The sequence below is a fragment of the Streptomyces sp. NPDC057623 genome (genome assembly GCF_042800355.1).
Taxonomy (GTDB): domain Bacteria; phylum Actinomycetota; class Actinomycetes; order Streptomycetales; family Streptomycetaceae; genus Streptomyces.
The window spans coordinates 110,127-123,107 of sequence record NZ_JBHVGZ010000008.1; the positions used below are offsets into that span (position 1 = coordinate 110,127).

The window sequence follows — 12,981 nt, forward strand, 5'->3', positions numbered from 1 at the left end:
GGGCCTTGTGATATCCCGCGCGCCCACCTGTGATCAGGCCATCCACAGCTGACGCGGCTGCCGGAACAAGGCAGACTGACGGGGATGTAAACGGGTCCTAGGGGGACTGCGATGGGCGGGGTACCGCGAGTGCCGGAGCAATGGCGTCCCGGCTCCTCGACAGATGAGGCGGCACCTGCGGCGGTGCTGCGCTTCAGCGTGCTCGGACCCGTACGCGCGTGGCGCGGCGAGGAGCAGCTCCCCACCGGTTCCCCCCAGCAACGCGCCCTGCTCGCCGCCCTGCTGCTGCGCGAGGGCCGCACGGCGACCGCGCCGGAACTGATCGACGCCCTGTGGGGCGAGGAGCCGCCCTCGCAGGCCCTGGCGGCGCTGCGGACGTACGCCTCCCGGCTGCGGAAGGTGCTGGACCCCGGGGTCCTGGTGAGCGACGCGGGCGGCTACGCGGTGCGGGGCCTGGACCAGGGCGCGCTGGACCTGGCGGCGGCCCAGGAGTTCGCGGCGGAGGGGGAGAAGGCGCGCAGCGCCGGGGATCTCTGCCAGGCGCGGGACCTGCTGGGACAGGCGCTGGCCCGGTGGGACGGGGAGGTGCTGGCGGGCGTCCCCGGCCCGTACGCGGAGGCCCAGCGGGTCCGCCTGGAGGAGTGGCGCCTCCAACTCCTCGAAACCCGCCTCGACATGGACCTGGACCAGGGCTGCCACGCGGAGGCGGTGTCGGAGCTGACGGCGCTGACGGCCGCGCACCCGCTGCGGGAGCGGCTGCGGGAGCTGCTGATGCTGGCGCTGTACCGCAGCGGGCGCCAGGCGGAGGCGCTGGCGGTGTACGCGGACACGCGGCGCCTGCTGGCCGACGAACTCGGTGTGGACCCGCGCCCGGGTCTGCGGGAACTCCAGCAGCGCATTCTCCAGGCCGACCCCGGCCTCGCGGAGCCGTCCACGCCGGTCGCCGAACCGGCCGCGGTCCTGGTGCGCCCGGCCCAGCTCCCGGCCACGGTCCCGGACTTCACGGGCCGTTCCGCCTTCGTCTCGGAGCTGAGCGACGTCCTCGCCTCGGCCGAGGGCCGGGTGATGGCGGTGTCGGCGCTGGCGGGCATCGGGGGCGTGGGCAAGACGACGCTGGCGGTGCACGTCGCCCACCAGGCGCGTTCGGCCTTCCCCGACGGGCAGCTCTACGTCGACCTCCAGGGCGCGGGCCCGCGGGCGGCGGAGCCGGAGACGGTGCTGGGCTCGTTCCTGCGCGCGCTGGGCACCGCCGACTCGGCGATCCCGGACTCGCTGGAGGAGCGGGCGGCGCTCTACCGCTCGGTGCTGGACGGCCGCCGGGTCCTGGTCCTGCTGGACAACGCGAAGGACGCGGCCCAGGTACGCCCGCTGCTGCCGGGCATGGAGGGCTGCGCGGCGCTGGTGACGTCGCGGGTCCGCATGGTGGACCTGGCGGGTGCCCATCTGGTCGACCTGGACGTGATGTCCCCGGACGAGGCGCTGTCCCTGTTCACGAAGATCGTGGGCGAGGAACGGGTCGCCTCCGAACGGGAGGCCGCGCTGGACGTGGTCGCGGCCTGCGGCTTCCTGCCGCTGGCGATCCGCATCGCGGCCTCACGGCTGGCGGCGCGCCGCACCTGGACCGTGTCCGTCCTCGCCGCCAAGCTGGCCGACGAGCGGCGCCGGCTCGACGAGCTGCAGGCCGGTGACCTCGCGGTCAAGGCGACCTTCGAGCTGGGCTACGGCGCCCTGGAGCCCGCCCAGGCACGGGCGTTCCGCCTGCTGGGCCTGGCGGACGGCCCGGACATCTCGCTGGCCGCCGCCGCGGCCGTACTGGATCTGCCGGTGGAGGACACGGAGGACCTGCTGGAATCCCTCGTGGACACCTCGCTGCTGGAGTCGGCGGCGCCCGGCCGCTATCGGTACCACGACCTGGTGCGGCTCTACGCGCGTGCGTGCGCGGAGCGGGACGAGTGGCCGCCGAGCGAGCGCGACGCCGCCCTGTGCCGGCTGCTGGACTTCTACCTGGCCACGGCGGCGGGGGTCTACGCGATCGAGCGGCCGGGGGACCGGCTGGTGGACCATCTGGCGGCCACGACGTATCCGGCGGTGCCGTTCCCGGGCCGCAAGGAGGCGCGGGACTGGCTGTACACCGAGGCGCCCTGTCTGCTGTCCTTCGCCCGCCAGTGCGCCGACCACCCGGAGGCCCTTCGCCGCGCCGTCGACCTGCTGTGGGCCGCCGTCGACATCTCGGAGTCGGGGGCCAACTCCAAGGAGTACGAGGCCACGGCGAGGACCCTGCTGGAAGCCGCCCGGCGGCTCGGGGTGGAGCCGGTCGAGGCGCGTGCGCTGATGACCCTGTCCCACGCACACCTCGACAGCGGCCGGTTCGACATGGCCGACCAGGAAGCCGAACAGGTCATCAGCCTCGCCCACCGGGCCGACGACCTGCTGCCCGTCTGCTGGGCCCACAACGCCCGCGGGGTCATCGCCCTGTACCAGGGACGCAACGGGGACGGCGAGGAGCACCTGTCCCACGCCATAAGGCACTTCCGGGCCCTGGACGACCGCCCGGGCGAGGCCTCCATCCTGTGCAACCTCTCCCGGATCCACCTGGCGACCGGACGCACCCAGAGCGCGGTGTCCCTGGCCCAGGAGGGCATGGAGCTCTACGACGCCATGGGCAACTCCATGCGCGGCGCGAACGGCCGCTACGCCCTGGGCATGGCCCTCACCCAGAGCGGACAGCTCGGTCCCGCGGCCGAGCGGCTCCTCGAAGCGCTGGAAGTCTTCCGCGACAGCCGCCAACGGCTGTGGGAGGGGATGACCCTGTTCCGCCTCGCGGAGGTCGACATCGCCGCGCGGCGCTACGCCCAGGCGGCGGCGAACGCCGAGATGGCGCTGACCGTGCTGCGCGGCATCGGCGGCGAGTGGCGGCGCGGCAACGTCCTCACGGTGCTGGGCCGCGCCCTGACCGCCGTCGGCCACACGGGGCGCGCCCGGGTCTGCTGGGAGGAAGCCGTCTCCATCTACGACGAGCTGGACTCACCGGAGGCCGCGGCCGTGCGGGCACTGCTGGCTCCCGCCCAGGCCGCCTGAGGGGCTTGCCGCGGCGTTCATCGTTCGTTTATCGCCGCCCTACATCCTCTAGTCAGTCGATCCGTCGCGTCGGGGGGCAGACGGGTCGGGGAAGAGGGCCGCACACCTGCGGACTAGGGTGAACGGCCCGACGGGCCCGTCCGGCCATCCTCGGGGGAATGACCGGACGGGCCTTGTCAACCTACTGCCGGACAAGACCAGTGGAGAGCAACGATCATGAGTGACGAGCAGGTCGTCAAGCTGGAGGACATCCACGCCACCTCGGAGCCCGTCGAGGCCGCGGCCGCCGACAAGAAGGCGACGGACGGGGGCGCCACCACCCAGGGGGACATCCACGCCACCGAGGAGCCTCTCGAGACGAAGGACATCCACGCCACGTCGGAGCCCTTCAAGCCGAAGAAGTAGACCTCGTCCCACGGGGATCGGCCGCGGCGGCGCGGAGGGGGAGCCGTCGCGGCCGACGTGTGTGAGGCGACGGGCGGGTGTGCCTCGTCGTCGGCGGGGGGTCGCGCCGGCCTAGTCGCCCCGCAACTCCCCCTTGACCACCTTGCCGCTCGCGTTGCGCGGCAGTTCCCCCAGGAACTCCACCACCCGCGGCACCTTGTAGTTCGCCATCTCCCGCCGGGCCCAGGCGATCAGGTCGTCCCCGGTCAGCACCGTCCCCGGCCGCCGCACCACATACGCCTTGCCGACCTCCCCCAGCCGCGCGTCGGGTACGCCGACCACCGCCACGTCCGCCACATCGGGATGCAGGCCGAGCACCTGCTCTATCTCCGCCGGGTAGGCGTTGAAGCCGCCGACGATGAACATGTCCTTGATGCGGTCGGTGATCCTCAGACAGCCCGCCGGGTCCAGCACGCCCACGTCGCCCGTCCGCAGCCAGCCGTCCGCCGTCAGCACCTCCGCGGTGGCCGCCGCGTCCTCGTAGTAGCCCCGCATCACGTGGAAGCCGCGCACCAGGACCTCGCCGGGCTCGCCGGGCGGGGCCTCGACGCGGACCTCCGTGCCCGGTATCGCCCGGCCCGACGTCGACGCGATCACCTCCGGGTCGTCGCCGCGGCGGCACATCGTCACGATGCCGCTGGCCTCCGAGAGGCCGTAGGCGGTCAGGACCGTCTCCACGCCCAGCTCCCCGCGCAGGCGTTCCACCAGCCTGAGCGGCACCACCGCGGCGCCGGTCACCACCAGCCGCAGCGCGGAGAGGTCGTGGGAGTCGCGCGCGGGGTGGTCCAGGAGCGACTGGTGCAGGGTCGGCGGGCCGGGCAGCACCGACACCCGTTCCGCCGCGATGTTCGCCAGGGCCGTGCCGACGTTGAACACCGGCTGGGGGATCATCGTCGCGCCCCGCATCAGACAGGCGATCACCCCGGCCTTGTAGCCGAAGGTGTGGAAGAAGGGGTTCACGATCAGATAGCGGTCGCCCCGGCGCAGCCCGGCCAGGTCGCTCCACACCTCGTACGCCCGCAGCGTCTGCGCGTGCGTGATCACGGCGCCCTTCGGACGGCCCGTCGTACCGGACGTGAAGACGATGTCCGAGGGCCAGGAGCCCTCCACCGCCCCCGCGCGCGCCCGCACCTCCGCCTCGCTCACCCCGTCCCCGCTCGCCAGGAAGTCCTTCCAGGTGCGGAAGTCCGCCGGGGCGTCGTCCGAGAGCACGACGACCTGTTCCAGTTCCGGCAGCCCCGGCCCGCGCGCGACCGCCCGGCGCAACGACGCCACGTAGGAGGTGCCCAGGAAGGTGCCGGTCACGAAGAGCAGCCGGGCCCCGCTGCGGCGCAGCACGTCCGCGGCCTCCGTGCCCTTGAAGCGGGTGTTCAGCGGCACCAGCACCGCACCCGCCGCCACCGCGCCCAGCGCCGACACGATCCAGTCGAGCGTGTTCGGGGCCCAGATGGCGACCCGGTCGCCGGGTGTGATGCCGTTCGCGATGCAGGCGGCCGTCGACCGTTCGACGCGGGCGCCGAGTTCGCCGTACGAGATGCGGGTCCGGCCCTCCACCACCGCCTCGGTGTCCGCGTACCGCTCGGCCGCCGCGCGGACCAGCTCCGGGATGCTCTGCCACTGCACGATGGGCCTCCCCGAACACGCTAGCTGACTACCCGTCAGATTAGCTGTAGTCTGACGCTCTGTCAGCAGCCCGTCCGCAGCGCGGAGGTGTGCACATGGCAGGACTCAAGGACGCGACCGCCGTCGTCGGCATAGGCGAGACGCCGTTCGCCAAACACCTCCCCGAGGACGAGAAGACCCTCGCCTGCCGTGCGGTCCTCGCCGCCCTCGACGACGCCGGGATCGCCCCCGGCGAGGTCGACGCGCTCGCCTCGTACACGATGGAGGAGACGGACGAGGTCGAGCTGGCGAAGGCCGTCGGCCTCGGTGATCTGACCTTCTTCAGCAAGGTCGGGTACGGCGGCGGCGGTTCGTGTGCCACGGTCGCGCATCTCGCGGCCGCCATCGCCACCGGGCAGGCGACGGTCGGCGTCGCCTGGCGCTCCCGCAAGCGGGGCAGCGGGCCCCGGCCCTGGCGCGACACCGCCGCCCAACTGCCCACCCCCGCCCAGTGGACACGGCCGTACGGCCTCCTGCGCCCCGTCGACGAGATCGCGATGCTCGCCCGCCGCTACATGCACGAGTACGGAGCGACGCGCGACCATCTCTTCAACGTCGCCCTCGCCTGCCGCAACCGGGCCAACCAGAACCCCGCCGCGGTGATGTACGAACGGCCGCTGACCCGCGAGATGTACATGACCTCGCGGTGGATCAGCGAGCCCCTCTGCCTCTTCGACAACTGCCTGGAGACGGACGGCGCCCTGGCCTGCGTGATCGTCAGTCGCGAGCGCGCCCGCGACTGCCGGCACACCCCCGTCTACGTCCACTCCGCCGCCCAGGGCCTGCCCGCCCAGCACCACGGCATGGTCAACTACTGGAACGACGACCCGCTCACCGGTCCCGCCTGGACCGCGGCCCGCCACCTGTGGAAGCACGCCGACCTCACGCCGCAGGATGTGGACGTCGCCCAGATCTACGACGCGTTCACGGCCCTCATACCGCTCTCGCTGGAGGGATACGGGTTCTGCGGGCGCGGCGAGGGAGGCGCCTTCACGGAAGGGGGCGCCCTGGAGATCGGCGGGCGGCTGCCCCTCAACACCGGCGGCGGCGGGCTCAGCGAGGGCTACGTCCACGGCTTCAACCTCATCAACGAGGGCGTCAAGCAGCTCCGCGGCACCAGCACCGCCCAGGTCCCGGGCGCCGCCACCTGTCTCGTCACCGCCGGCGAAGGCGTCCCCACCTCCGCGCTGCTCCTGAGGAGTTGACCGAAGATGCTCTCCCCCGTCACCGACCCCGACGGCGCCCCCTTCTGGCAGTACGCCGCCCGGGGCGAACTCCGCGTCCAGACCTGCGCCGACTGCGGCGAGCCCCGCTTCCCGCCCCGCCCCTGCTGCCCGCACTGCCAGTCCTTCGCCTGCGAGTGGCGGCAGGTCGGCGGACACGGCCGCGTCTGGTCGTACGTCGTCCCCCACCCGCCCCTGCTGCCCGACTACGCCGAGCAGGCGCCGTACAACGTCGTCGTCGTCGAGCTGACCGACGCCCCCCGCGTCCGCCTGGTCGGCAACCTCGTCACCGACCCCGACGCGCCCCTGGACTCCCTCGCCCCGGACCGGATCCGCATCGGCGCCAAGGTCCAGGCCGTCTTCAGCGGCACCGGGCTGCCGCGGTGGGTCCTGGAGCGCCCATGAGCCTCGCCCTCACCACCGACAAGGACACGGGCGTCGCCGTCGTCACCCTCGACCGGCCCGACCGGCTCAACGCCATCGACCTGGAGATGCGGGACGAACTCGTCGCCGCCTGGCGGGAGTTGCGGTTCGACGACACCGTACGGGCCATCGTGCTCACGGGCGCCGGAGAGCGGGCCTTCTGCACGGGGCTGGACCGGGACGCCGTCGTCGCGCAGCCCAACTCGCCGTACATGACGGACGATCCGCTGCTGCGGGTCGGGCCCAAGGCCAACGACCTGTGGAAGCCGGTCGTCGCCGCCGTGCGGGGCATGGCCTGCGGCGGGGCCTTCTACCTCCTCGGGGAGGCGGACTTCGTGGTCGCCGACCCGACCGCCGCCTTCTTCGACCCGCACACCACCTACGGGATGGTCAGCGCGTACGAGTCCATGCTGATGGCGCTGCGGATGCCCTACGGGGAGGCCGCGCGCATGGCGCTCATGGGGAGCGCGGAGCGGATGTCGGCGCGACGGGCCCACGAGGTCGGGCTCGTCTCCGAACTCACCGAGACCGGCGGGGCGTTGGCGGCGGCGGTGGACCGCGCGGCCGTCATCGCCGGATATCCGGCGGAGGGCGTGCAGGGGACGGTGCGGGCGCTGTGGGCGGCCAGGGAGGCCGCCCTCGACCGGGCGTTCGCGCAGGCGCCGCACCTGATCGCGCTCGGGAACCTGCCGGGCGAGCGGCAGGCGGAGCTGTTCGCCGCCCGCCGCCCGGAGTTCAGGACGCGCTGACCTACCGCATGCGCGTGGCGTCCTTCAGCTCGCAGGTGCCGCCGCTGACCCAGAAGCCCTTGCCGGCGGGAGCCTTGCCCCCGATGACGAGGGTGGATTCGGCGGAGCCGGGGGCGACGGACATGATCCCGGCCTGCTGGGTCTTGAAGTGCTTGCCGTTCGGGTCCTTGAAGGACACCTCGAAGGTGTAGGAGTACGTCGTGGTCGCGCTGCTGTTGGTGGCACGGACATCAGCGACGAGGCCCTGGTCCTCGGGCTTGCACGACGTGATCTTCACGTCCTCGGTCGGCTCGGCGGCCGGATCCTCGGTGGCCTCGGCACCGCCGGACCCCGACCCGGCGTCGATGTCGATGTCGTCATCGTCGTCGTGCGTGCTGCCGCCGCTCGTCCCACCCGAACTGCTCGACGAGCTGCTGGAGCTGGAACTGCTGTCGCAGCCGCCGCCGCTGGAGTGCCGCGCACCCGTGAGCGCGACCACCACACCGACGAAGACAGCTACAGCGCGGACATGGCGAAGCTTCATGTGGTGCGACCCCCGAATGTCTGGCAACCCCGTTGCGTTGAGCGTGAGCACGTCACGCTAGCAGCGGTCGCACGGCGGCAAGAGCTCACCGGGCGTAGCGCGACGTGTAAGAGCGGTGAAGATGACCGCCCCGGCCGACGGCCGCACCGCGCCTACCCGGCGGAGCGTGCCGTGCCCGTGCCCTTCTCCGCGTCCAGCGCGTACACACAGCGGTCCTTGCTGCACGCGTACACGACTCCGTCGCGCACCACCGGCGACCCGGTGATCTCGCCACCGGTCGCGAGCTTCCAGCGCAGGCGGCCGTCGTCGGCCTTCAGGGTGTACAGCAGATGGTCGGTGGAGCCGAAGTGGATCCGGCCCTCGGCCACCGCCGGGGCGCCCACGATGTCGCCGCCCGCCTGGAAGCGCCACTTCGGCGTCCCGGTGACGGCGTCCAGCGTGTACAGGCCCTTGCCGCTGCCGACATGGACGTGCCCGCCGGCCACCAGCACCGGCTCGATCGAGGACCGGGACTCGGTGGCGATACGCCAGCGGTCACGGCCGTCGGTGGCGTCCAGGGCGTAGACCGTGCCGAGGTAGTCGGCGAGGTACACACCGCCGCCGGTCACCGCCGGGCCCGGCACGAAGGCCGGCGGGCACAGGAAGACCGCCGGGGCCTCGAAGTGCCAGCGGACCAGGCCGCTCACGACGTCGAGGGCGAGCACCCGGGTCCCGGCGGAGACGTACACATAGCCGTCGTGCGCCTGCGCCACCCGCACCGGCACCCCGCCGCAGGAGGCGGCGTCGCCGATGGGGTACGACCAGCGCTCGTCGCCCGTCCGGGCGTCCAGGGCCTTGAGCCGGGCGTCCTGCCAGACGTACACCGTGCCGTCGTACAGCGCCGGCCCGGCCTCCGGGGACTCGAAGTCGGCCTGGGCCCCGGTGAGCTCCCACAGCTTCTGGCCGTTCGAGGCCTCCCATGCCTGGACCCCGCCACCGCGCGTGCCGGTGATGACGGTGCCCCGCTCGGCCTTGAGGGAGTACACCCAGGCGTCCGTCTGGAGGCGCCAGAGGTCCGCGCCCTCGCGGCAGTCCAGGGCGAACAGGGTCGGGCCGTCGGAGGCGTGGATACGGCCGTCCGCGACCGCCATCGACCAGGCCACGTCCCGCGTCTTGAAGCGGCGGCGGCCCGTGGCCACGTCCAGGGCGTGCACCTCGAAGGAGGTGACGTAGACGAGGTCGTCGGCGACCGAGGGAGTGCCCCAGACGTCGTTCGACATGCGGAAACGCCAGGGCCGCCAGCCGGCCGCCGGCTCCGGGGGCGTGGGCGGCAGTACGGGGACGGCAGGGCCCACGGCGGGGTCCGTGCCGTTGACGCCGGGGCGGGGTCTGGACCAGGAGGCGACCAGGCCCGCCTCCGGCGGGGGTGCCTGCATGGCGGCGGCGCGGGCGTCGGAGACGCGGGGGCCGGGGCCGATGGGGACGGCGGCGCCGGCCAGCCGGACCGGGCCGGTGTCGGGGGCGCCGACCGGGACGGGCGCGGGCTGCCCGCCCGGCACCACCGGGTCGTGCGAGGGCGGCGGGGGGACCGGCCCGGGGCCGACGTGTCCGCCGCCGCTGCGGCCGGAGGACGACGGGGGCTTCGCCGCCTGGCGGCCGCCGCGCCGCGTCTCGATCAGGCCGACCGCCCGCTCGGGCAGCCACGCCGACGCCGTACCGCTGTCGTCGGAGCCGGAGCCGAAGAGGTGGGGGGCCAGCTGGGCCTGGAGATCGGCCGGGTTGGGCCGGGCCGTGGCCTCCATCTGCATACAGGACTCGATCAGCGGGCGCAGCTCGTCCGGGAGACCTTCGAGGTCCGGACCCTCACGCAGCAGCATGAAGACCGTCTCGACCGGGTTGGCGCCGTGGAACGGGGGGTGTCCGGTGGCGGCGAACACCAGCATCGAGCCGAGCGAGAAGACATCGCTCGCGCCGGTCACGCTGCGCGAGTCCTTCGCCTGCTCGGGCGACATGTAGGCGGGCGTACCGACGGCGACGTTGGTCATCGTCAAACGGGTGTTCGATACGCCGGACGCGATGCCGAAGTCGATGACGCGGGGGCCGTCCTCGACCACGAGCACGTTGGACGGCTTCAGGTCGCGGTGGACGAGTCCGGCGCCGTGGATGGACTGGAGCGCTTCGGCCACACCCGCCGCCAGCCAGCGCACCGCCTGGGCCGGGAGCGGCCCGCATTCGTTCACTATCTCTTCGAGAGAGGGCGCGGGAACGTACGCGGTGGCCAGCCACGGCACGGCGGCCCGCGGGTCGGCGTCGACGACCGCGGCCGTGTAGAAACCGGAGACCGCCCGGGCCGCCTCCACCTCGCGGGTGAAGCGGACGCGGAACAGCTGGTCCTCGGCGAGCTCCGTACGGACCGTCTTGATCGCCACGCGCCGGCCCGAAGCCGAGCGCGCGAGATAGACCAGCCCCATGCCGCCGGCACCCAGCCGTCCGAGCACCTCGAACGGCCCGATCCTGCGCGGATCGTGCTGCGTCAGCTGATCCACCACTCTGCCTGCCACCTCCCCGTACGGGCCCCGTCACCAGATATGTACGCGACCCCGTGCAGCGTCTCACCACCGCACCGCCTTGGCGGCACGCACCCCGATTCTTCCTGTCCGGAGGCGTGGTTGCGAACCCGCGGGCGGAACGGGGTGTCTTGGGACAAAACCACAGCCCGCCGCCCGGCGAAAGCGCCGGTTCGCATAGTGGGACACCGAAGGTAAGAGTGCGGTCAGCGTTCCAGCACCGCGAAGGACGCCCCCTGGTCGTCGGTGACCACGGCGACCGTGCCGTACGACGTTTCGAAGGGCGGCACCTGCACGCGTCCGCCGAGCCGGTTCACCGTGCCGAGGGCCTCCTCGCAGGAAGCCACCCGGAAGTGGACGAGGAAATGGGGCGGCATCATCTCCGGGAAGACCTCGGAGACGGCCGCACGCCCGAAGTCGGGCTTGGCGTCCGGCCCGAACAGGGCGTCCTGGAAGAGCGTGCCGTAGAACCGGTTGGCGGCCTCGGCGTCCCGGGCGTACAGCTGCGCCCAGGCGAAGGTGCCGGCCTCGTGCCGTCGGCCGAAGCCCTGGTGGCTGCCCGCCTGCCAGAGCGCGAAGACGGCACCCTCGGGGTCGGTGACCAGCGCGGCGGCGCCCAGCCCGGCCCCCATCGGCACGGGCGGGATGACCACCTGCCCGCCCGCTTCGCGGATGCGCTCCCCCAGCGCCCGCGCGTCCGGGGTGGCGAAGTACACCGTCCACACGGTGGGCATCCGCCCGTCCGTCTTACGGGAGAGCGCGGCGACCCGGTCACCGTCCAGGCGGGCCCATACGGTGGAGTCGTACGCCTCCTCGAAGTCCCACCCGAAGAGCTCGCCGTAGAACCGCTTGCCCGCCTCCACGTCGGCAAGCTGGACGTCCACCCAGCACGGGACGCCCTCCCCGTATCCCGTTCCGTCTGTGGATGCCCTGTTTTCGGCCATGTGGCAAAAGTAACGGCGTCTTCCGCGGCGCGCAGACCAGGCACACCCGCCTCCGCATGCTCATGCACCCCATTTGCAGTCGGCCGAATCGCGCCCCGATCACGCCTCGGTAAGCTGACGACATGACAGGACAAGTGCGTACCGTCGACGGCCGCGTGGCCGGCCGGCGTGGGCAGGCGACCCGGCAGAAGCTGCTCGACTGCCTCAGCGAGATGCTCAGCTCCTCCCCCTACCGGGACGTCAAAGTCATCGATGTCGCCCGGAAGGCGGGAACTTCACCCGCGACCTTCTACCAGTACTTCCCGGACGTCGAGGGCGCCGTACTGGAGATCGCCGACCAAATGGCCACCGAGGGAGCCGGGTTGACCGAGCTCGTCGAGGGCCGCAGCTGGGTCGGCAAGGCGGGCTGGCAGACCGCCCAGGAACTCGTCGACGGATTCCTGGAGTTCTGGCGCCGCAACGACGCGATCCTCCGGGTCGTCGACCTCGGCGCGTCCGAGGGCGACAAACGGTTCTACAAGATCCGTATGAAGATCCTGAACACGGTCAACAACTCCCTGGCCGAGGCGGTCACCCAGTTGCAGGCCAAGGGCAAGGTCGACAAGGACGTCAACCCGGCCGCGGTCGCCGGCTCGATCGTCGCGATGCTCGCGGCGGTGGCCTCGCACCAGAAGGGCTTCCAGACCTGGGGCGTCAAACAGGCCGAACTCAAACCGAACCTGGCCCTGTTGGTCCACCTGGGCGTGACCGGCAAGAAGCCGACCAAGTAACTCCGGGCACCGATGCGCGGCGGCCCGGCGTCAAGTCCTGTCTGGCAGGCGGTGGTTCACACACACGTGGGCCACCGCCTGCCGCGCTCCGCGGCCCCCGCTCTCAGGCCGGCAGCGGCCGGTCCCGCACCACGTGCTTCATCACCAGCGTCGACGTCAGCCGCTGCACCCCCGGCAGCGTGGCCAGCCGCTCGACGTACAGCCGCTGGTAGGCGGTGAGGTCCGCGGCGACGATGCGCAGCAGGTAGTCCGGCTCCCCGAACAGCCGCTGGGCCTCCAGCACCTCCTCCACCTCGCCGACGGCCCGCTCGAACTCGGCGACGGTCTCCCGGTCCTCCTGGCGCATGGAGACGAAGACGAGCGCCTCGAAGTTCAGCCCGACGGCGGCCGGGTCCACGACGGCCCGGTATCCGCTGATGGCACCGCCCCGCTCCAGCTCGCGCAGCCGCCGGTGGCACGGCGAGACGCTGAGCCGTACCCGCGCGGCCAGCTCGGTCACGGTGAGCCGCCCGTCCTGCTGAAGCTCGGCAAGAATCTTTCTGTCCACGTCATCCATGGGGCAGATCTTCCCCCACAATCCCCGATCATGGGCAAACTTCGACAACACTTTCGGGCCATT

General features: G+C 72.5%; 11 protein-coding genes. 6 read left to right on the top strand and 5 right to left on the bottom strand.

The annotated features are described in order from the left end of the window. Positions 1–111 precede the first annotated feature (111 nt). Positions 112–3,078 carry a BTAD domain-containing putative transcriptional regulator gene (locus tag ACFU95_RS11600; protein WP_383825276.1) on the top strand — a complete coding sequence of 989 codons (2,967 nt, stop codon included), beginning with the start codon at positions 112–114 and terminating at the stop codon, positions 3,076–3,078. A gap of 216 nt (positions 3,079–3,294) precedes the next feature. Further along, the gene (locus tag ACFU95_RS11605; RefSeq protein ID WP_383825278.1) at positions 3,295–3,483 is read left to right on the top strand and encodes a hypothetical protein; all 189 of its coding nucleotides are present in this window, start codon (positions 3,295–3,297) and stop codon (positions 3,481–3,483) included. 111 nt (positions 3,484–3,594) lie between these two features. Here the strand turns inward: ACFU95_RS11605 and ACFU95_RS11610 are convergent, their stop codons facing one another. Next, positions 3,595–5,145: a FadD3 family acyl-CoA ligase gene (locus ACFU95_RS11610; protein ID WP_383825281.1), complete on the bottom strand. Its 1,551-nt coding sequence runs from the start codon at positions 5,143–5,145 to the stop codon at positions 3,595–3,597. Positions 5,146–5,240: 95 nt separating this feature from the next. Here ACFU95_RS11610 and ACFU95_RS11615 point away from each other — a divergent pair, with 95 nt between their 5' ends. The 3 genes from ACFU95_RS11615 to ACFU95_RS11625 are packed head-to-tail and all read left to right on the top strand — an operon-like array spanning position 5,241 to position 7,579. Continuing rightward, entirely contained in the window at positions 5,241–6,389 is a 1,149-nt protein-coding gene (locus tag ACFU95_RS11615) for a lipid-transfer protein (protein ID WP_383825283.1), read from the top strand. 6 nt (positions 6,390–6,395) lie between these two features. Then, a complete protein-coding gene (locus ACFU95_RS11620; protein ID WP_383825286.1) occupies positions 6,396–6,812 on the top strand; it encodes a Zn-ribbon domain-containing OB-fold protein in 417 nt (138 codons plus the stop codon). Beyond that, the gene (locus tag ACFU95_RS11625) at positions 6,809–7,579 is read left to right on the top strand and encodes an enoyl-CoA hydratase/isomerase family protein (protein WP_383825289.1); all 771 of its coding nucleotides are present in this window, start codon (positions 6,809–6,811) and stop codon (positions 7,577–7,579) included. Before ACFU95_RS11620 ends, ACFU95_RS11625 begins: the two co-directional genes overlap by 4 nt. Before the next feature lies 1 nt (position 7,580). On the opposite strand, the gene ACFU95_RS11630 is transcribed toward ACFU95_RS11625, so the two are convergent. The 3 genes from ACFU95_RS11630 to ACFU95_RS11640 all read right to left on the bottom strand — a co-directional run bounded on the left by ACFU95_RS11630 (position 7,581) and on the right by ACFU95_RS11640 (position 11,592). Next, positions 7,581–8,102 (bottom strand): hypothetical protein, encoded by a 522-nt coding sequence (locus ACFU95_RS11630; RefSeq protein ID WP_383825292.1) that lies wholly within the window; start codon positions 8,100–8,102, stop codon positions 7,581–7,583. A 152-nt stretch (positions 8,103–8,254) separates the two neighbouring features. Continuing rightward, complete coding sequence (locus ACFU95_RS11635; protein ID WP_383825295.1) at positions 8,255–10,630, bottom strand: PQQ-binding-like beta-propeller repeat protein; 2,376 nt, start codon at positions 10,628–10,630, stop codon at positions 8,255–8,257. Positions 10,631–10,854: 224 nt separating this feature from the next. Continuing rightward, positions 10,855–11,592 (bottom strand): VOC family protein, encoded by a 738-nt coding sequence (locus ACFU95_RS11640; protein ID WP_383825298.1) that lies wholly within the window; start codon positions 11,590–11,592, stop codon positions 10,855–10,857. 122 nt (positions 11,593–11,714) lie between these two features. Here ACFU95_RS11640 and ACFU95_RS11645 point away from each other — a divergent pair, with 122 nt between their 5' ends. Then, complete coding sequence (locus tag ACFU95_RS11645; protein ID WP_383825301.1) at positions 11,715–12,362, top strand: TetR family transcriptional regulator; 648 nt, start codon at positions 11,715–11,717, stop codon at positions 12,360–12,362. Between the two features lie 103 nt (positions 12,363–12,465). On the opposite strand, the gene ACFU95_RS11650 is transcribed toward ACFU95_RS11645, so the two are convergent. Further along, a complete protein-coding gene (locus ACFU95_RS11650) occupies positions 12,466–12,918 on the bottom strand; it encodes an Lrp/AsnC family transcriptional regulator (protein ID WP_383825304.1) in 453 nt (150 codons plus the stop codon). Between the last annotated feature and the right edge of the window lie 63 nt (positions 12,919–12,981).